Consider the following 20,048-nt stretch of genomic DNA (forward strand, 5'->3'; position numbering starts at 1 on the left):
CCTGCGGCAAGGCCACTGGCTTTAAACTCATCAGTTTGCGGAGACCGACATATGGCTGACGACACCAGCATTTTCATCGGCGCCAGCCGCAAGCCGGACGACAGCTATCAGCGTGCCGAGCACCTGTTGCTGCAATATGGAAATCGTCACGGCCTGGTGACCGGCGCAACCGGCACGGGCAAGACCGTCAGCTTGCAGATCCTGGCCGAAGGCTTTTCCAACGCCGGCGTGCCGGTGTTCTGCGCCGACATCAAAGGCGACCTGTCCGGCATCGCGATGATAGGCACGGCACAGGATTTCCTGGTCAAGCGGGCCGAGCAGGTCAAGCTGGACCCCTATGATTTCCAGGAGTTTCCGGTCATTTTCTGGGATCTGTTCGGTGAGCAGGGCCATCCGATCCGCGCCACCGTTTCCGAAATGGGGCCGTTGCTTTTGTCGCGCCTGATGAACCTGACGGAGGCACAGGAAGGCATCATGAACATCGCCTTCCGCCTGGCGGACGAGGAAGGCCTGCTGCTGCTCGACATGAAGGACCTGCAGGCGCTGCTGGCCAACATCGCCGAGCGCGCCGACGAACTGGGCTCGCGTTACGGCAATGTGACCAAGCCTTCCGTGGGAGCCATTCAGCGCACGCTGCTGGTTCTGGAGCAGCAAGGCGCGGCGCATTTCTTCGGCGAGCCGGCTTTGCGCATCGCCGACATCATGCGCACCACCCGTGACGGGCGCGGCGCCATCAGCGTGCTTGCCGCCGACAAGCTGATGATGAATCCGCGGCTCTATGCGACCTTCCTGTTGTGGCTGATGTCGGAGCTGTTCGAGGTGCTGCCCGAAGTCGGCGATCCCGACAGGCCGAAGCTGGTGTTCTTCTTCGACGAAGCGCATCTGCTCTTCGAGGACGCGCCGAAAGTGCTGATCGATCGCGTCGAGCAGGTGGTTCGCCTGATCCGCTCGAAGGGCGTTGGCGTCTATTTCGTCACGCAAAACCCGCTGGATGTTCCAGAAACCGTTCTCGCCCAGCTCGGCAACCGGGTGCAGCATGCGCTGCGCGCCTATACGCCGCGCGAGCAGAAGGCGGTGAAGACCGCCGCCGAAACCTTCAGGCCGAATCCCGACTTCGATTGCGCCACCGCGATCACCCAGCTCGGCACCGGCGAGGCGCTGGTCTCGACGCTCGAAACCAAGGGTGTTCCGTCCATGGTGCAGCGAACGCTGATCCGCCCGCCGGCGTCGCGCCTCGGCCCGATCACGCCCGCCGAGAGGCAAAAGCTGATCCAGGAAAGCCCGGTTGCCGGCCAGTACGATCAGGTCATCGATCGCGAATCGGCTTTCGAGATGCTGCAGAAAAAAGCCAGGGAGGCGCAGGACGCCGAAGAGCAGGCGCAGCAGGCTGGAAGCGGCGGCTCGCGCTGGACCATCCCCGGCTTCGGCAATGACGACCCGGCACCGCAATCGGGTGGCAGGCGCGCACCGGCGCCGCGCCCGTCCAATCGCCAGACGGTGGCGGAAGCCGCGATCAAGTCGGTGGTGCGTTCGGTGGGTTCGTCGGTCGGCCGCGCGATCGTGCGCGGCATATTGGGAAGTTTGTCGCGAGGGCGGTAAGGAGCGGCAGCTATGCGGAAGACAATGCTCACCGTGATTGGATGGCTCAAAACCGGGAAAGCTTGACGAGCTCAAGGAAGTCGCGGCGCACGCAAATGGACCTTCACACTGCTGGTGCGCGAGCGTGCGCCTGGCCAACCAGACGCGATCGATGGCTCGCCGTCGGGCGCCATAGCCGCTCCTTTCTGTGACTGACCGCGTCGCAGGAAAGCCACAAGCGGACGTGCAATCATTCCGGGAGCCCCGCTTTTCGCAGTGCCTCTGACCATCGCTCGAAATCCTCTGCTCGGCGTAACGGAGGCAGCCCTTGGAGATCGGAAATCCGCAGCCTTGGATCGAGTTCAAGCATGCGCGCAACGAGCTTTCTCGCTTGATCGAGCCGGCCGGCAACGGCATGACATGCGGCGCCGATCCTGAGGGCGGTGAGCCAATCGGCTCGGCGCAACGCCTTTTCTGCCCATGCCGAAGCGTGGTCGTTCCGGCCGGCAAAGAAATGCGCGTAAGCCAATCCCGCATGCACGCGGAAAATGAGCGGATCAAGTGGATTGAGCTCGATTGCCCGGGTCAGAGGCTCGATACCGGCTTCAGGATCTCCGGCATAAATTCGCAGATGCCCGAGAAGGTACCATGCGGCGGCAAGGTTTGGATTGAGAGCCAGCGCGTGATCGACATATCCGATCGCATCGTCCAGCTCATAGGCAAGAAATCCGAGCGAGAAACCTCCCGAGCAATATGCAAGTGCATCCTCATTCGCCAGTCGCACAGCTTCGCGAGCCATTTCGGCTCCATCGGCAATCTCCGCCGCGCGGTCGATCATCCAGCCATTCACCCTTTGGATGACGCGGCACCACGCGGCCATTCCGTACGCCGCCGCAAACTCTGGGTCGAGCTCTATCGCGCGCCGGAATAGGCGCAGTCCTTCCGCTTGACCGTTCTGCGTATAGGCCATTGTTTTGGCGACGCCGCGCAAATAGACATCGTAGGCATTGAGATTTTCAGTTGGCTTGCGCTTTGCGCGTTCAATCTCGGCTTGCTCTAGCTTTGGCCCGATCGCGCCAATCACTCTTGTGCTGATTTGATCCTGCAGATCAAAAATGTCTTCGGATGCGCCGTCGAAGCGGTCGGCCCAGAGATGTGCACCAGTTGATGCGTCGATGAGTTTCGCCGTGATGCGTATGCGCCTGGGCGCCCGGCGCACGCTGCCCTCGAGCACGTAGCGCACCCCCAATTCGCGCCCGATTTCCTTGACATCGGCGCTGCGTCCCTTGAACGTGAAGGTCGAGCTTCGCGCCATCACGAACAGCCACCGAAAGTGCGACAGCGCTGTTGTGATGTCCTCGACGATGCCGTCGACGAAGTACTCCTGCTCGGGGTCGGCAGACATGTTTGCGAAGGGGAGCACGGCGATCGACGGCTTGCGAAAGCCGGGTGACGGCAGAGCGTCATCGATGTTCCAATGCCCTTGGTCTGTGCGGCCGACAGGATCGAGACGGCCGGCAAAGCGATAGCCGATGCGCGGAAGGGTGGCGATCCACTCGCCGCCGTCCGGTGATTGCCCAAGAGCCTTGCGCAACGTGGCGATTTGAACCGAGAGGTTGCTCTCTTCGACCGTCGTCTCCGGCCAGCCTGCGTCTATCAGCTCAGCCTTGGTGAGCACATCGCCAGGCTTTCGGAGCAGCGCAACGAGGATTAAGACGCCGCGGTGCCCGACAGCAACCGGCTCACCGCCGCGAAGCAGCACGCGCCGTTCGGGATCAAGGAGAAACGGGCCGAATGCGAACTGCCGCCCACGCATTGTCGTTATCGTCCGCTTCGGAAATACTTCGGAAACTTTTTGGAGCGGCTTCAAGACGTTCGCCTCATGCTCCACCATAGTACTTTGCGCCGCGGTAAACCGACAAGACCCTCCGGATTGGCCATGAGCTATCATTTGCGTCAACGCGGCAGAGAACATGTCATCCTCGAACGGCGAAGAGTGGCCGAGCGCTGGCGAAGCGAGCGTTGGGATTCCTTGCGATTCCAGTTGCCAAACCACTGGCTGGCGCTGCCGGGGAAACCATATACGGGAATGGACCCTGTCGCTTTTGCGCATCACTCCGAGGTTGTGCGCTTCATCGTCGACTACTCAACGGAGATCGCAGCCCCAGTTCGCACCGGCCTTGAAGTCACCAACCTCGACCGCGACGAAGATAGAGGATGCTATTCGCTCGCAACTACCGACGGCCAGATCAAAGCGCGGCATGTCATTATCGCCACCGGTCCGTTTCAGCACTCGATGATTCCGGATTTTAGCCGCGCCGTTCCAGCCTCGGTCTGTCAGATCGATGCCGCCTGCTATCGGAACCCTGAGCGACTGCCGCCCGGCGCGGTGCTTGTCGTGGGCAGCGCCAACTCTGGCTGCCAGATCGCTGACGAACTTTTGCGTAGCGGCCGGCGTGTATTTCTGGCGATCAGCCGCCACAGCCGCGTACCCCGTCGCTATCGCGGCCGGGATATCATCTGGTGGTACGAAGAACTGGGCCGCTTCGATATCACCATCGACTCGTTTCCAGGTAGGAGGTATCCGCCGCCGATTATTCTGACCGGCGTAGGTGGGGGCTATGATCTCGATCCGCGTCACTTGGGCAGCGCGGGTGCTACTCTCCTCGGGCGCGTGCTTGGCATTGCCGATGGCGAGCTTGCGATCGCCGATGATGCCATGGACGTGTTGGCGGCAGCCGACAAAAGCTATGCCGGTTTCGTCGACGCGGCCGACGCTTTGGCCAACACGCGGCCCGCGTGTTTCGAGCTTGACGAGAAGGAGCCTCCGTCAGCGCCACCGATTATCGACGTTGAAACAATCCGAACGCTGAATCTGCGCGAGGAAAATGTTGGCACCATCATCTGGGCGAGCGGATACGGCTATGGCTTCGATTGGATAAAGCTGCCGGTCATCCATGCCGACGGCTCGCCAATCCAGCAGCGCGGTGTGACGGCCTGTCCCGGCGTCTATTTCCTCGGGTTGCATTGGATGCACACGTGGCGATCCGCCATTCTCGCTTTTGTAGGTCAAGACGCTGCTTATCTCGCCGATCACATTGATAGATTGGATGCCGGGCTGGAACGATAGGCTGACACTGCGCGAAACGGATCGAAGACCGCGCCTCGAGTCCTCCGCAGGGCGGACTAGTCCTAACGAAAGGCAATGAACAGCTTTCAGGATGCTAAGGACGGCGGCGTCCAATTCGGCGATTTCTGCTTCCGCTAGACGACGGCGTCGCCGGACCATTCGAAGCCGGCGCTGATGCCGTCTGGTGCGGCAGCTGTTTCCCTGTTTCGGCCGAAGCGCACGATGCCTACAGAGAGCGCGTACTAGCTGCTGATGTTGGCGACCATCCACGACCCCGAGTGGCCCGATCAGATCAGACGATCCTCGTTATGACATTGATGTTGCCCCGTGTCGCTTTGGAGTAAGGACAGATCTCGTGCGCTTCATCCACCAGAATTTGTACGACATCACGCTCCAGATCCGGCACGGCAATATCCAGTTGGACACTGAGAAAGTGGCCGTTTTCTCCGTAGTTCAGATTGACCTCCGCCTTGATGCTCACCCCTGCAGGCAGCGCGATTTTTCGTCCGTGGGCCGCAGATGCGATTGCGCTTGCGAAGCTGGCCGACCAGCCGGCCGCGAGCAACTGCTCCGGATTGGTGCCTATGCGCGCCGATCCGGGCGCCGAAAGCCAGATGTCCAGAAGGCCGTCGGAGCTGCGCGAGGCGCCATTTTCGCGGCCGCCCGTAGTTGCGGTCCTGGCCGTGTAGACAACCCTTGCGATGCGGCTCATGGGCATTCTTTTTGCTGGCAGCGGTAACCGCCGGGGGCGGTTACCGCGAACTCAATCAGGCGTTGACCTCGACAACGGCATCAGCGAAGGCCTGCGGCGCTTCCTGGGGCAGGTTGTGCCCGATACCTCCGGTGACAACCCGATGCGCGTATCTCCCTGAGAACATCTTGGCGTACGCGCTGGCGTCCGGATGCGGCGCCCCATTGGCGTCGCCCTCGAGCGTGACCGTCGGCACGCCGATGACCGGTGCCTGCGCGAGTCGCTCCTCAAACGCGTCATATCGCTGCTCGCCGGCGGCCAGTCCGAGCCGCCAGCGATAGTTGTTGACCACAATGGCCACGTGATCGGGATTGTCGAAGGCCGCGGCGCTGCGCTCGAATGTGGCATCGTCGAAGTTCCACTGGGGGGACGCGAGTTGCCAGATCAGCTTGGCGAAATCTCGTGTGTATTTCTCGTAGCCAGCGCGGCCGCGATCGGTGGCGAGGTAATATTGATACCACCATTGCAACTCGACCTTGGGTGGCAGCGGCAGCTTGCCGGCTTGCTGGTTGCCGATGAGATAGCCGCTCACGGAGACCAAAGCCTTGCAGCGTTGAGGCCATAGCGCGGCAATGATGTTCGCGGTGCGGGCGCCCCAGTCGCAGCCGCCGATCGTCGCCTTTTCTATCCCCAGTGCGTCCATCAGGGCGACAATGTCGGCGGCGATCGCCGACTGCTGGCCGTTGCGAATCGTATCGTGCGACAGGAAACGGGTCGGCCCGTATCCGCGCAGGTACGGCACGATCACGCGGTGGCCTTTCGCCGCCAGACGAGGCGCGACATTGGCATAGGTGTGGATGTCATACGGCCAGCCATGCAGCAGGATGACGGGTGGGCCGTCGGCGGGTCCAAGCTCGGCATAGCCGACGCTCAACAGGCCGGCATCGATCTGCTTCAAGGGTCCGAAGGACGCCGCCACGGGCTCTCCCGCCGCCTCTTGCGCTTGTGCCGGGCCCATCAAGCCGAACTGAGTGGCGGCGAGAGCCATCGCGGTGGCGCCAAAGAACCGTCGGCGTTCGTGGTCGATCTCATCCGGGATATTGAACGAATGCATTTGTAAACCTCTGTTGTTGTCCGGACGATCAGCCAAACGTGAAGGCAAAGACCTCCACGCCCGAGTCGAGAAACTCGATCTCGAACTGGCGATCGACGATGGGTTTCGATTGTCGGATCAGCTGGTACAGGCGCTGCTCTGTCACTGCACCTTCGCCCTTTTCATTGACGTCGACGCCGTAAGCCGTGCCTGGTGGCTGTCCGTCGATCAGCACGCGAAATCTCACGGACGTTCCCGGCGATGCCGGACCCATGACCAGATGAAGGTCGCGTGCGTGGAAACGGTAGACGATGCGGCCGTCGGGCTTGTTCAGTACGGCGTTTTCTTTCCTTACCGTCCAATCGCCAGACAGCCCCCACTCATTCAGGCGTAACCGCGCCGGCAATTCGTAGGCATGCGGCTCGTCCAAGACCAGCTCGCCGCTGGATGCAAAATTCTGGGTGCGTTCATATCCGGAATAGTTCTCCGGAGACTTGAGGCTCTCCCAATCGGCCGCCGCTTCGATGCCGCGGCCGTCCACCGACACAGGCTTACTATCGAATCCGCCAGCGCCAGCCTCGGCCAGCAATTCCTGGATGACCATTTCCGATTGTTGGTATGACCCCTCGCCAAAATGACGATACCGGACACGTCCCTGCGAATCGATGAAATAGAGTGCCGGCCAATACTGGTTCCTGAAGGCCCGCCATATGAGATGCTCGTTGTCGACGGCGATCGGATAATCGATCCGCAGGTCTTTCGCCGCCCGGTGCACGTTGTTCAGGTCTTTTTCGAATGCGAACTCCGGCGCGTGGATTCCGATCACCACCAAACCATGCTTCCGGTATTTCTCGTCCCAGGCCTGCACGTAGGGAAGCGTGCGCAGCCAGTTGATGCAGGTGTAGGTCCAGAAATCGATGAGGACGACCTTGCCATGCAAGGCCGACGCCGTCAGCGGCGGTGAATTTATCCACTCGTGCGCCGCTTCAAGCGAAGCAAGCTCCGATTTTTCCTCAAGCCGGTAGGTAGAGAGTTCGTGAAGAAACGGAACCCGCATTGGTGTGGAGATTATGGACTGCGCCACGTTCGTGCCTCCTAGAAAACCGGCAATCGGAGCCCCGATTGCCGTTGCGAGCGCCGCGGCGAGCAGCAGCTTGGTTGCTTTCATCAACGACGCCTTTTGGTTCGATATCGATGTCGTCGCGCGAACGGTTCGAATGCGCACCGCGCGCCCAACCCTTCACAGCGGAAGCGTGTTGCCAGCCTGCTCAGCCACCATGTATTTCGCGTACCAGTCCGGCCAGTTCTCATCGCGCCGACCGCCGTTGCGCTTCTCGTGCTCGCCGTGGGCCTCCGACGCGCGTCGCAGCGCGGAAGCAAGATCCGCCTCGGAAGCGTAGGTCGTGGTGCTGGAGTCGATGCGACCGGGAAACCGCGTGGTGATCTCCTGAAGCAACCATTCGTTGCCGTCCGGATCTTTGAAAGTAGCGAACGAGGAGTAGCTGCGTCGCTGGGGATCGCGGCCTTTCACCGTTGGCTTGCCGGGGCCTTCGCGATGAAACGCATCGCTGACCTCGACGCCGCGGCCGATGAGCTCGGCGCGAGCCGATTCAATGTCCGAAACGATAAGATAAAGTCCGCTTGCAGAGCCGGGCGCGACAGTCGTGATCCCGGTGCCGAAGTGTATCGAGGCCGGCGAGCCGGGAGGTGTGAACTGTATCCCGCGGAACGTGTCTCCAACGACAAAGTCAGCGTCGAGCCTCCACCCCAGCCGTTCGTAGAATTGCTTGGCGCGCTCTACATTCGAGACGGGAATGACAACAACTTCGAGCTTCATGTCGAGGGCGCGCGGCCGTTGTGTCTCAACTGCGATACTGCTGACGGTGCTAGTGATGTCCATATCTACCTCCTGCGTTAAGTTGCGTGAGAAGCTCGTCTCGCGTGCGGCTCGGGACAGAACCCGAATGCCGCGAGTTCTAGCCAGGTAGGCGCCGGCGACGCCGTCCGTTCAATCGAAGTGCTCATTGCGGAAGCGGTTGGCCGGCGTGCTCCGCCACCAAGTACTCGGCGTACCAGTCCGGCCAGTTCTCATCACGCTGGCCGCCCGTCCGCTGCTCGTGCTCGCCATGAGCCACAGATGCACGCCGAAGCGCGGCTGCGAGTTCGGCCGACGAGACAAATGTGGCGCCTCCAGCGTCGACGCGGCCTGGTGCTCGCGCAGTGACCTCCTGCAAGAACCAGTTGTTTCCGGCCGGGTCGCTGAAGGAAGCCCACGAGGCGTAGCTGCGTCTTTCCGGATCGGGCCCGCTGACGCGCCCTTTGTCACCGGCATAGTGATACACTTCGCTTACGTCGACCCCGCGATCGGCGAGTTCGGCGCGTGCTGCCTCGATGTCCGACACGACGAGTTCACCAGCGGTTTCGAGGATGTCGAGCTCGATACGAGCATAAGGACCCGGTGCAACGCCTGAGCCGAAGACAACCGAACACTGGGAGCCAGGAGGCGTAAACTGGATGATATGAAATTCATCGCCGATGAGGTCGGCGTCCAGCCGCCAACCCAAGCCTGCATAGAACAGCTTGGCGCGGTCGACATCGGAAACTGGAATGACTACGACCTCGAGTTTCATATCGACTGCGGTGTTGCTGCGGGTAGTGGCAATCGTCATGTCTGCCTCCTCAGTTGAGTTTGATGGGAATGCTTCTTTGTGCCTCCGGTCGGTTCAGTTTCTTTGCCGCAGCGACCTGAAGGCAGCGCGCAACTCGGCGGAGAAGAGCTCCGGCTGCTCCCACGCGGCGAAGTGGCCGCCCTTGTCGACCTCATGGAAGTAGATCAGGTTGGGGTAGGCGCGCCGGGCCCACGTCTCGGGGGCCTGATAGCCTTCTCCCGGAAAGACCGTGATGGCGACCGGCAGCGAGACTTCGTTGGTCTTTTCAGGGTCGGCAAAAACGGGACTGCGCCCGCCGCCGTACTCCCAGTAAATTCGCCCGGACGAGGTGGCGGTGTTCGTCAACCAGTACAGAGTTATGTCGTCCAGCACCTCGTCCGGCGACTTTTCAGGGTCGCTGTTGTCGTAGGTCCAGCCTGAAAAGCCCGGATGCCCGAGCATCCACGCTGCGAGCCCCGCAGGGGAGTTATTGATGGCGTAGCCGATCGTCTGCGGTCGGGTGCCCATCATCGTGGCGTAGGATCTATTTCCCATCTTGGCGGCCATGCTGAGCGCGTCGAATGCCGTGCGCTCCTTACCCGTCAGGCCTGCCGGCACTGGTCCGCCGGTGGCGAGCACAGCAGCTATCTCAGGTGGTACGACAGCCGGCAGGTTGACATGGATGCCAAGAAGTCCTGCAGGGGCCAGGCGGCCCATCGCATTCGAAACCGGGGAGCCCCAGTCGCCGCCTTGGGCGACGTATTCTGTATAGCCTAAGCGCTTCATCAGCTCTGCCCAGGCTCGCGCAATGCGGTCTGTACCCCAGCCGGTCTCGGTTGGCTTGCCGGAGAAGCCGAAACCCGGCAACGACGGCAGTACGAGGTCGAACGCGTCCTCAGGACTGCCGCCATGCGCGGTGGGATCGGTGAGCGGGCCGATGGTTTTCAACAGTTCCAGGACCGAGCCAGGCCAGCCATGCGTCATGATCAGCGGCAGGGCATGGGGATGTTTCGAGCGAACGTGGACAAAGTAAATGTCCACGCCGTCGATCGTGGTCATGAACTGAGGCAGGGAATTCAGTTTCGCTTCCGCTGTCCGCCAGTCGTAGGCCGTGCCCCAATACTCGACGAGCGGCCTGATCTTCGCGAGCTGAATGCCCTGCGACTGGTCATCTACGGTCTCCCGGTCGGGCCACCGTGTTTCTGCAATACGCCTGCGAAGATCGTCGAGCGCCGCTTGCGGCACCTGGATTTTGAAGGGCCGGATCGAGCGATCCTCGACCGGGTTTGCGAAGGCGGACGCGGAGAGGGTGCAAAGCCCGAACACCAGCGCAGCGGTAGCGAGCACGGTGCAAGCCACAGCGGCGGCAAGCGTCTTGATGTGGGGGTTCATTGCAGTCGCTCCCTTAGGAAGTTCGCTACGCAGCTACCGCAGGGCGGAAGATGACACACGTCCGGTGCGCCATCCCCCCGCCAACACGTCAGGTCTGCAACGTCTTGAATGTTGCGCGCACCTCATCGGTGAAGATCTTCGGCTGTTCCCAGGCCGCGAAATGGCAGCCCTTGTCTGTGCGGCCATAATGCAGAAGCTTCGGGAACGCGCGTTCAGTCCAGCTCTTCGGCGCCGTGTAGATTTCGCTGGGGTTTGCAGTGGCGCCGACAGGAATTGTGATGCCCTTGGCGTCGAAGAAGCCGGCCTTCGCCGTTTGCGAGTGTTCCCAATAGAGACGTGCCGAGGAGATCGCCGTGTTGGTCAGCCAGTAGAACGTGATGTTGTCGAGGATGTCGTCGCGGGTAAGGCCCTCCGGCTCTCCGTCGAAGGAGCGGGCGATCAGCGCACAGCTGTCCGCATCGTGATCGAGGATCCACGCCGCCAGGCCGGCCGGTGAATCGACGATCCCGTAGAGCGTTTGCGGACGAAGCGCCATTTCGTTGGCGTAGCCCAGGCCGTTCTTGTAGAAAAACGCGACCTGCTCGTAGGCGCGCTTCTCGTCGGGGCCGAGATCGGCAGGGGGCGGGCTGCCAGAGGCAAGCGCCTTCACGATCTCGGGCGGAATGGTCCCCGGCATGTTCGTGTGGATGGCGGCCAGTTCGGGAGGTGCGATCAGTGCCATCTGTTCGGTGATAAGTGCTCCCCAATCGCCACCCTGCGCGACGTACCGGTCGTAGCCGAGGCGCTTCATCAGCACGATCCACGCCCGGGCGATGCGCCCTGGATCCCAACCGGTTTCGCTGGGCTTGCCGGAAAAGCCGTAGCCAGGCATCGACGGGATCACCACGTCGAACGCGTCGGCCTCGGCACCGCCGTGCGCGGTGGGATTGGTGAACGGATCGATGATCTTCAGGAGTTCGATGACCGAACCGGGCCAGCCATGCGTGATGATGACAGGCAGGGCGCCCTGATGCTTTGATTTCACGTGGATAAAGTGGATGTCGAGGCCGTCGATCTCGGTGACGAAATTCGGCAGCGCCTTCAACCGCGCCTCGCATTTACTCCAATCATATTCCGTTCCCCAGTACTTCATGAGCTTCTGCATGGTGGCGAGTTGCACGCCCTGCGTTGGCCCTACCGTCGCCGGGGTCGACCAGATCCGCCGGGAGGCCTCGTCGGATACGAGCTCGCGCTCGGGCCAGCGCGTAGCGACGATGCGCCGGCGAAGCTCGGTGAGCTCTTCCTGCGGGAAGCTAACGGTGAAGGGGCGGATGCCATCGCCGGTTGATGCGGAGGCCTTTTGTGACGGGAGCAGGCTCGCGGCGCCTGCGGCGGCGATGCCGACCGCGGCAGTGCCCAAAAGTCGCCGGCGATCCTGGTCGATTGTTTCGGAGGTTCTGGTCGTGTCCATGTGACTCTCCTGGGGTTGATGGATGCGATTTGCGCTGCTTGACGTACCCCCAGGAGATGGGATTAGCCCGTTATGCGTCGTGAGCTCTTGTTAGTCGCTGCCCGCCTGCCGCTTTTTTGAGCAGATAGGAGGCGCCAGACAGTGGAGACTCCCTATGGTGCGGGAGCGCTCCTTGACCTAAAGTAAGGTGCCGGGTGCAGGCGGCTCCCAAAAGAAGAGACGCCATGACGATAACGCCAAGTCAGGCCAAAGACAGATTGTCGTTTGGCCCTTTCTATTTGGCTGCGGGTGAAAGGCTCCTGACAAGAGAAGGCGCTCCCGTAGAGTTGGGCTCGCGCGCCCTTGAAATTCTCATCGTGCTGACTTCCGCGCCGAATGAAGTCGTCAGCAAGAAGGATCTGATGGCGCGCGTTTGGCCCGATGTGGTTGTCGAGGAAGGCAGCCTGCGGTTCCACATGACCGGACTGCGCAAGGCGCTGGGCGATGGAAAGGATGGCGCGCGTTACATCGCGACCCTTCCGGGGCGCGGCTATTGCTTCGTTGCACCGGTCTCGCGATTAAGCAGCCCACACGATGAAGCCCCGTTTGTCGCCGCCGGGTTTCCGCATGCGAATCTTCCAAACCGCTTGAGCAGAATGGTCGGGCGGGATCAGGACGTTCTCAAGCTGTCGGCGCAGCTGAATGCTTCGCGGTTCGTCACCATCGTTGGCGCCGGCGGTGTCGGCAAAACCACCGTCGCGATCGCAGTCGGACATCATCTGATCGACGCATTTTATGGGGCAGTTCTGTTCGTCGATCTGGGAATGATCGGTGATTCCGGTCTGGTGACGACAGCCGTCGCCTCGATGCTTGGGCTATCCGTTCAAACAGAAGATGCCACGCCCAACCTGATCGCTTACTTGCGCAACAAGCGGATTCTCTTGATCCTCGATACCTGTGAGCATCTCTTGGATGCGGTGGCGCCTTTGGCAGCAAGCATTGTCGATGCGGCGTCACAGGTCCACATCCTGGCGACGAGCCGCGAGGTGCTTCGGGTCGAAGGCGAGCATATCTATCGGTTGGATGCGCTTGCCTATCCGCCCGACGAACCTGGCCTCACGGCGGCCATTGTCCAGACCTTCCCGGCCACCCAACTGTTCGTCGAACGAGCGGTGGCAGGCGGCGCTCGTTTGGACATCAACGATGCGGAGGCCCTGCTCATCGCAAGCATCTGTCGAAAGCTCGACGGAGTGGCGCTCTCCATCGAACTGGCGGCCAGGCGCGTCGAATCCTATGGGCTGCAACAGACCGCCGCACTTCTTGATCAACGCCTGACACTGCTGTGGCTCGGTTCGCGGACCGCGCCGCCGCGTCAGCAAACCCTGCAGGCGACGCTGGACTGGAGCTTTGGGCTCCTGACCGACCTTGAGCGCGTGGTGTTACGCAGGCTCGCCGTGTTCGTCGGTCATTTCACGCTCGATGCCGCACTGGAGGTGGTGACGAGCGCGACCCTCGATCGATCGACCGTCCTGGGCGCCATGGACAGTCTCGTCGCCAAATCGATTGTGGCGACGCGTCCGGCCGGAGCGATGATGCGCTACCGACTCCTCGATACCACGCGCGCCTACGTTCTCGATATCCGGATCGATGATGCCGAGGCTGCCGATCTGGCAGTGCGCCACGCCGCCTACTATCGGAGATGGCTGGAGCAGACAGGGATCGGATGGCCAAAACTGGGGACCGGTGAGGAACGGGCTCCTCACTTCGCCGCCATCAACAATGTCCGAGCTGCCCTGGAATGGTGCTTCGGCAAACACGGAAACGCCGACATCGGCACGGGACTCGCCATCGCTGCCGCGCCGGTTTTCCTGGCGATGTCCTTGTTGCCGGAGTGTCATCGCTGGTCTGAAAGAGCAATATTGGCTTCCGATGGTGCCGCCCTTGGCGGACTTGACGAGATGCATCTTCAGGCCGCTCTCGGCGTATCCTTCATGTTCATGCGGGGAGGACGCGACAGGGCGCGCGTAGCCCTGCAGAGAAGCCTAGCGATCGCCGAGGAGCGCGGCGATCCGCTGGACCAGGTGCGTCTGTTGGGTCCGCTCAACATGTTCCATCTGCGGACGGGCAATTTCGTAACCGCCCTCGAAATTGCAAGACGTTGTTCAGCCACAGCCGCCGGTCTGGAGGATTCGGTCGCGATTGCGCTTGCACACTCGATCCTGGGTATCTCGCTTCACTTGCGAGGCGACCTCGCGGCGGCGCGCGCAGAGCTGGAGGCGGCGCTCGACCGTGGGCCGCGCTCTCAGCGGACCACGACGATCTATCTGGGCTTCGAAGGCAAAATCCTGGCCAGGGCAATTCTGGCGAGGAACCTTTGGCTGCAAGGCCATCCCGATCAAGCTATGGCGCATGCTCGGCAGGCCGTCGAAGAGGCTGCCGCCATGGATCATTCTCTAACGCTGGCGATCGCGTTGATCTGGGCGATATCGGTTTTCCTGTGGACGGGCGACCTGAAGAGCGCCGAGGCTTACATCGACATGCTCATCGCCCGCGCGGAATCCCATTCCATGACTCCTTACCTGCTGGTCGGTCGGGGATTCAAAAGCGAAGTAGCGATCCGTCAAGGCGATGCAGAAGGCGGTGTCGAGGGCCTGCAGACGTCTCTTCAGAAGCTGCACGCGGCACCTTACGAATTGCTCACGACTCCGCTCAACCTCTCGCTGGTCAGGGGATTGTCCGCAATCGGTCAGGTCGATGAAGCAACTGCGCTGATCGACGAGTCGCTTGGCCTCGTCGAAAAGAACGGCGACCAATTGTACCTCCCGGAGCTGCTGCGGATGAAGGGAAGCCTCCTTCTCCAGTCGCAACGCAACCGCGACGAAGCTGCCGCCTACCTCATGCAGGCACTGGAGTTGAGCCGCAGTCAGCGCGCGCGGGCATGGGAGTTGCGAACCGCAATCGACATGACGACGCTGATGGCCGGGCGCGGGGAGATCAATAGCGCTCGCGAGCTCTTGCAACCGGTTGCGGCGCATTTTGTGGAGGGCCTGAATACGGCGGATGTCAAGGCTGCCGAACACCTGCTGGCGACGCTCAGGTAGAACCTTCAATGCCACAGCCCCATTGGTGTCGTCCGCTGTCGGCGCATTTCGACGGTGGCTTAGAAAATCGAATTCGTGATGGCCTTCACCGGCCCGCCTGAGCGATCAGCTACGTCGTGCAAACGCGCCGATGCTGTTAAGCAGCGGCTGCTGGTCGCCGACCCAGAACCAGTGATCGTTGCCGGCAACCTCAATGAACTTCGCGCCTGGGATGTTGGCCGCGAGGAAGCGCCCGGCTTCGATGCGAACGGCGCGGTCGCCGGAGCGGTGCAGAACCATCGTCCTTGCCGAAACCTTTGCAAGGAGATGACGGACATCGGTATCACGCAGCGCTTCCAGTAGGCCCGCGACCGCGCCGGGACTGGAGGCTGCCCTGAGCAACCCAGCCCACCAGGTCTGCGCCTGGCGGTCTGCGGCCAGGCTGGGGGCGAAAGTTTCGATTTCCGCCGGGCCGCCCCAACTGGCGAGCAGTCGTTGCTTCCACAGATCGTATTGCGCGACGGTCAGGGCAAAAGGATAGTCGGGTGCACGGCTGCCTTTCGCAAGGGAACCCCACAGAACAAGACCGATCAGGCGATCGGGGTGGTTTACGGCAAAACGGACACAACCCGGCCCACCTTCTGACGCGCCGATGAGCAAGGCCCTACGGCAGCTGGCTGCGTTCATGACCGCCAGAATGTCCTGCGCCGTCGCTTCGACGGTCGGGCGGGCACCGACACGGTCGGAAAGTCCCATGCCTCGCCGGTCGAAAAGGATCAGGCGGCCGAGATGCGAAACCGCGGTGATCCAGGCGCGGCAGCTTCTGTCTTCCCATATACGCTCGACGTGTGAAATGAAGCCCGGAACAAGCACGATATCCATCGGACCGCTGCCAACGATCTGGTAGGCGATATGGATGCCGTCCACCTCGACATAGCGCGTTCTGGGCACGTCCGGGGCGGCATCGTGAGATGGCTCACGCAGCAGGGCAAGCGTGGCTGGGTCCGGCGCAATGCCGAGTTCTTCCCGCAGCAACCGAACACAGGTGTCCCTTTGGCGCTCGGCTGCCGCCCTGTCCCCGGCCGCCAGGTGGGCACGGATCAGGTGACGGTGCGCACTTTCACTCAAAGGGTCCAGTCCCGTCAGGCTCGTCGCATGAACGACCGCGCTGCGAGGCTCACCGGCGGCGATCTTCGCTTCGATGAGCCGCTCCAGCGCCTGCACGAGCCGGCTGCGCAGGGCCTCGCGCCTGAAGAAGACCCATTCCTCGAATTCCGGACAATCAGGGACGGAGAAGCCGGCGAGATAGTCGCCCTTGAGCATGTCGACTGCCTCGTCGAGAGGACCGACATTGCAGGCATGCTCGAAGACCTTGGAGTCGACCTCAACGGACAGCGCCGGGTGCAGGCTTAGGGATGTTCCGCTGGTAGCGATAACCTCGCTGCCGAACGCGATGCGGATTTTATACAGCGTGCGCCGAAGGCGTGCGCGTGCGGCTTCCTCGTCGGTTTCGGGCCACAGAAGCGTGGCTGCGACCTCACGCGCCACAGGCCCGGCGGCCTCGGCGAGGTAGACGAGAAGCGCTGCCGCCTTGCGCAAGGCAAGTTCCACCCGCCGCCCGTTCAGACGGAACTCAGGAAAACCCAGAAGTCGGAACTCCAATCGCTCCATCGATCCGTATGCGGCCGCGCGGGGACGTTGAGGGGACGCCGGCCTTCTATCCACCCCAGGAGGTCGGGCCGATTGAGCCCAATCAGGAGACTCCCTTGGAGCGAGAAGTGTCACCGGTCAATACTCTCACCCATCATCGCACGTCCGAGGCTGTTGCCAAGGACGGCATCTCTATCGCCTACCAGGACCTCGGTCGCGGCGAGCCGCTCGTACTGCTGCATGGCGTGACCGAAAACAGCGAGTCCTGGCACGAGGCGGGTTACGTCGACCAGCTGCTGCGGCGCGGGCGCCGGCTGATCCTCATCGATTGCCGCGGCCATGGCCGGAGCGGAAAGCCTCACAACCCGATTGCCTATTCCGGGCTCAGGCGGGCAGCAGATGTCGTTGCCGTGCTCGACCGTGCCGGTGTCCAGCATGCTGCACTGATGGGACATTCAATGGGCGGCGTGGTCGCGCTGGCCGTGGCTCTCTACCACCCGGACCGCGTCAGCGCGCTGATCGTCAATGGCGCGCATCCGTTCGCGGAGGATCTCACCGCCCTCCGAGCGGCGCTCAAGAATGACTTCGAGACCTGGCTCGCCTTCTTGAGGCAACTGGCCCCCGACCTTTCGCAGGCCGCAAGCCGTCGGATCCGGGCCAACGATCTCACCGCTGTTCGAGCAAGCCTTGCCAGGGACAGGCTCGATTTCTCGGCGGCCTTCGCGGGGCTGGGGATACCGGTGTTGGCAATCAGCGGCACGCTTGATCCCCGTTGCGAGCCCGTCCGGAATTTCGCGGAACTGGCGGGCGGCGAGTTTCTGCCGCTCGCGGGCAAGAACCATGTCACCGCCTTCCTCGATGTCGACACCGTGGCGCCGGTGGTCGACGCTTTTCTGGACCGTGTCGGTGCTCAGAGCACAAGGCAAGGAGGCTAAGTCATGTGCCAAACCTGTCTCTCCTGGTATGCACGCTGCATTGCTCCCTACGTCGTCCACGCCGGCTGTTCGGCCAACACATTCGCACACATGCGAAGGCGAATGATCCCGCGGGCAGAGGGCATTGTCGTCGAAGTCGGCTTCGGGTCCGGCCTGAACCTTCCCTATTACGACGCTGCCAGGGTCGAGCGGCTGATCGGCGTCGATCCCGACGGCACGATGCTCGGCCTGGCCGCACCGAAGAGCCGCTCTTTGCCGTTCGATGTCGAATGCCTCCGGGCCAGCGGCGAAAGTCTGCCGCTTGCCGATGCCTTCGCCGACACGGTTGTYGTCACCTACGCCTTCTGTACCATTCCGGACCCTGAGACGGCGCTGACCGAAATCCGACGCATCCTGAAGCCGACGGGCCGGCTGATCTTCATCGAGCATGGCCAGGCCGAGGAGCCGCTTTGCCGCAGATGGCAGGAGCGCCTGAACAGGCTGTGGGGGCGGATCGCTGGCGGCTGCCACCTCAATCGCGATCCGTTGCTCTTGATCCGCGGGTCTGGCTTCAGTCTCGTTGAAGAGGAGCGCGGGCGGTTCTCGCTGCCCTTCTGGCAATTGGGAAGCCACTACGCCGGCGTCGCGGCACCCCCGACAGGTTGACGGCCTTCGTCAAAACCTGCACGTCCGAAAATGCGCACGGTGCTCGCATGGCCCTTCCGCCACGCACCCCGCGGCTCAGAAAATCGAATCCGTGATGGCCTTCACCGGCCCCAGCAGGACCGATCCGTCCGGCACGCCGGCGTCGATCGGAATAGCCCGGCGATTGGCCGTTGCCACCATTGGCTGGCTGACATCGCTGGTCACGATCACCGGTGTCTTCGAAGGCACCCGGTCGTAGAGATCGATGATGTCCTGGTTCATCAGGCGCACGCAGCCTGACGAGACCGACTTGCCGATTGACTTCCATTCGGGCGAGCCGTGCAGGCGGTAGAGCGTGTCGACGTCGCCCTGGAAGAGGTAGAGGGCGCGCGCCCCGAGCGGATTCTTCAGCCCGCCCGGCATGCCGCCATTTTCGGCGCTGTATGGCTTCAGTTCCGGCTGCCGGGCGACCATTTCATCCGGCGGCGTCCATTTCGGCCATTTCTGCTTCCACTGGACGACGGCGTCGCCGGACCATTCGAAGCCGGCGCGGCCAAGGCCAACGCCGTAGCGGATCGCCTGGCCGCCCTGGCGCACGAGATACAGATGGTGCCCGGTCGTGTCGACGATGATGGTGCCGGGCTTCTGTCCCGTCGGGTCGGGGACGATCTGGCGCAGGAACTGCGGATCGATTCTCTCGAACGGTATTGGCGGAAGGTCGAAGCCGCCGTCGCTGACGGCCGCGTACATGGTCGCATAGTCGGGCAGCGGCGGCTCGACATAGGTTGGCGGCGGTGGCGGTTCGACCGGTTCCGGCCCGGTGGTGGCGCATGCGGAAACCGCGATCGAAGCGGCGCCCAATGCAGCGGCGTTGAGAAAGCCGCGACGGCTCAGGCGAAAGGATTCGATTTCGGCTATGGACATGGTTGCCTTCTTTAGGTGTCAAATCGCAACAAAGGTTGAAACGCCGACTGCTGCGTGGGTGTCTGACAACACCCGGCGCGATAGGCGGTTCCGATTCTGGCCCGAACGTGGACAAACAAAGGCGAAGCTGTGACTGCGCTGCCACTGTGGCGTCAGAGACACAGCTTTGCAACCTAGCTGCCGGGCACCAATGCTTCGAGCGATGGCAGGATCAGGGCCGGTGGAAAGTCCCGGTACTCTTCCGGCTGGTTGGAACGGTTGATCCAGACCGTGCGGAAGCCGAATTTGGTCGCACCGGCGATGTCCCAGCGATTGGAGGACTGGAAGGAAACCGCGTTGGGGTAGAGGCGCCAGCCGGTAGTGACCATGTCGTAGACCGCCGGATCGGTCTTGAAGCGCCTGACCGTATCGACCGAATAGATGTCGTCCAGAACCTGATCGAGCGCGGCGGACTTGACCGCTGCCTGCAGCATTTCTGGCGAGCCGTTGGACAGGATCGCCAGTTTCGCTCCCGAAGCTTTAAGCGCCTTGAGCACGGCCGGCACTTCGGGATAGCAATCCAGCCGCCAGTAGGCGTCCAGCAGTTTGGCCTTGAGGCCAGGATCGGCCGAGGGAACCTTGCGCAAGGCGAAATCGAGCGCCTGTTCCGTCAGTTGCCAGAAATCGGCATAGGCGCCCATCAGCGTGCGCACCCAGGAATATTCGAGCTGTTTGGCGCGCCAGATTTCGGACAACAATTGGCCGTCCGGCCCAATCTGGTCGGCATTACGGCGCACGGCGGCATGCACGTCGAACAGCGTGCCGTAGGCATCGAAAACATAGGCGGCGTATTGCATGGCAACAGTTTTGAGGCGAGGCACGACAAGGTGCAAGC

The 20,048-nt window shown here is 62.2% G+C and carries 16 protein-coding genes; 5 read left to right on the forward strand and 11 right to left on the reverse strand.

The window, feature by feature from the left end; all coding sequences use genetic code 11:
- Positions 1 to 51: 51 nt before the first annotated feature.
- Positions 52 to 1,599 (forward strand): helicase HerA-like C-terminal domain-containing protein, encoded by a 1,548-nt coding sequence (locus AC1DZP_RS19660; protein WP_477304701.1) that lies wholly within the window; start codon positions 52 to 54, stop codon positions 1,597 to 1,599.
- A 229-nt stretch (positions 1,600 to 1,828) separates the two neighbouring features.
- Here the strand turns inward: AC1DZP_RS19660 and AC1DZP_RS19665 are convergent, their stop codons facing one another.
- The gene (locus AC1DZP_RS19665; protein WP_477304839.1) at positions 1,829 to 3,394 is read right to left on the reverse strand and encodes a winged helix-turn-helix domain-containing tetratricopeptide repeat protein; all 1,566 of its coding nucleotides are present in this window, start codon (positions 3,392 to 3,394) and stop codon (positions 1,829 to 1,831) included.
- 66 nt (positions 3,395 to 3,460) lie between these two features.
- On the opposite strand from AC1DZP_RS19665, the gene AC1DZP_RS19670 reads away from it, so the two are divergent.
- Positions 3,461 to 4,708 carry a flavin-containing monooxygenase gene (locus tag AC1DZP_RS19670; protein ID WP_477304703.1) on the forward strand — a complete coding sequence of 416 codons (1,248 nt, stop codon included), beginning with the start codon at positions 3,461 to 3,463 and terminating at the stop codon, positions 4,706 to 4,708.
- A 292-nt stretch (positions 4,709 to 5,000) separates the two neighbouring features.
- On the opposite strand, the gene AC1DZP_RS19675 is transcribed toward AC1DZP_RS19670, so the two are convergent.
- The 7 genes from AC1DZP_RS19675 to AC1DZP_RS19705 form a co-directional block, all read right to left on the reverse strand.
- Positions 5,001 to 5,420 (reverse strand): Ohr family peroxiredoxin, encoded by a 420-nt coding sequence (locus tag AC1DZP_RS19675; protein ID WP_477304705.1) that lies wholly within the window; start codon positions 5,418 to 5,420, stop codon positions 5,001 to 5,003.
- A 55-nt stretch (positions 5,421 to 5,475) separates the two neighbouring features.
- Positions 5,476 to 6,498, reverse strand: coding sequence for an alpha/beta fold hydrolase (locus AC1DZP_RS19680; protein ID WP_477304841.1), 1,023 nt, complete (start codon positions 6,496 to 6,498; stop codon positions 5,476 to 5,478).
- 43 nt (positions 6,499 to 6,541) lie between these two features.
- Complete coding sequence (locus AC1DZP_RS19685) at positions 6,542 to 7,660, reverse strand: redoxin domain-containing protein (protein ID WP_477304707.1); 1,119 nt, start codon at positions 7,658 to 7,660, stop codon at positions 6,542 to 6,544.
- Positions 7,661 to 7,732: 72 nt separating this feature from the next.
- Positions 7,733 to 8,392: a VOC family protein gene (locus AC1DZP_RS19690; RefSeq protein WP_477304709.1), complete on the reverse strand. Its 660-nt coding sequence runs from the start codon at positions 8,390 to 8,392 to the stop codon at positions 7,733 to 7,735.
- Positions 8,393 to 8,513: 121 nt separating this feature from the next.
- Complete coding sequence (locus tag AC1DZP_RS19695; protein WP_477304711.1) at positions 8,514 to 9,161, reverse strand: VOC family protein; 648 nt, start codon at positions 9,159 to 9,161, stop codon at positions 8,514 to 8,516.
- 54 nt (positions 9,162 to 9,215) lie between these two features.
- The gene (locus tag AC1DZP_RS19700) at positions 9,216 to 10,532 is read right to left on the reverse strand and encodes an epoxide hydrolase family protein (RefSeq protein WP_477304713.1); all 1,317 of its coding nucleotides are present in this window, start codon (positions 10,530 to 10,532) and stop codon (positions 9,216 to 9,218) included.
- 88 nt (positions 10,533 to 10,620) lie between these two features.
- Positions 10,621 to 11,982 carry an epoxide hydrolase family protein gene (locus AC1DZP_RS19705; RefSeq protein ID WP_457152423.1) on the reverse strand — a complete coding sequence of 454 codons (1,362 nt, stop codon included), beginning with the start codon at positions 11,980 to 11,982 and terminating at the stop codon, positions 10,621 to 10,623.
- A 224-nt stretch (positions 11,983 to 12,206) separates the two neighbouring features.
- Between AC1DZP_RS19705 and AC1DZP_RS19710 the strand changes: the two genes are divergently transcribed.
- The gene (locus AC1DZP_RS19710) at positions 12,207 to 15,062 is read left to right on the forward strand and encodes an ATP-binding protein (protein ID WP_457152422.1); all 2,856 of its coding nucleotides are present in this window, start codon (positions 12,207 to 12,209) and stop codon (positions 15,060 to 15,062) included.
- A gap of 105 nt (positions 15,063 to 15,167) precedes the next feature.
- Here the strand turns inward: AC1DZP_RS19710 and AC1DZP_RS19715 are convergent, their stop codons facing one another.
- The gene (locus AC1DZP_RS19715; RefSeq protein ID WP_477304716.1) at positions 15,168 to 16,712 is read right to left on the reverse strand and encodes a bifunctional AfsR/SARP family transcriptional regulator/alpha/beta hydrolase; all 1,545 of its coding nucleotides are present in this window, start codon (positions 16,710 to 16,712) and stop codon (positions 15,168 to 15,170) included.
- A 95-nt stretch (positions 16,713 to 16,807) separates the two neighbouring features.
- Here AC1DZP_RS19715 and AC1DZP_RS19720 point away from each other — a divergent pair, with 95 nt between their 5' ends.
- Together AC1DZP_RS19720 and AC1DZP_RS19725 are read left to right on the forward strand one after the other, a co-directional pair.
- Positions 16,808 to 17,626: an alpha/beta fold hydrolase gene (locus AC1DZP_RS19720; protein ID WP_477304718.1), complete on the forward strand. Its 819-nt coding sequence runs from the start codon at positions 16,808 to 16,810 to the stop codon at positions 17,624 to 17,626.
- 102 nt (positions 17,627 to 17,728) lie between these two features.
- A complete protein-coding gene (locus AC1DZP_RS19725) occupies positions 17,729 to 18,271 on the forward strand; it encodes a class I SAM-dependent methyltransferase (RefSeq protein ID WP_477304720.1) in 543 nt (180 codons plus the stop codon).
- A 75-nt stretch (positions 18,272 to 18,346) separates the two neighbouring features.
- Here AC1DZP_RS19725 and AC1DZP_RS19730 read toward each other — a convergent pair whose 3' ends face one another.
- Positions 18,347 to 19,174: a L,D-transpeptidase gene (locus AC1DZP_RS19730; protein ID WP_457152418.1), complete on the reverse strand. Its 828-nt coding sequence runs from the start codon at positions 19,172 to 19,174 to the stop codon at positions 18,347 to 18,349.
- 173 nt (positions 19,175 to 19,347) lie between these two features.
- Complete coding sequence (locus tag AC1DZP_RS19735; protein WP_477304843.1) at positions 19,348 to 20,010, reverse strand: haloacid dehalogenase type II; 663 nt, start codon at positions 20,008 to 20,010, stop codon at positions 19,348 to 19,350.
- Positions 20,011 to 20,048: the final 38 nt, after the last annotated feature.

The sequence above is a fragment of the Mesorhizobium sp. P2_F8 genome (assembly GCF_056403655.1).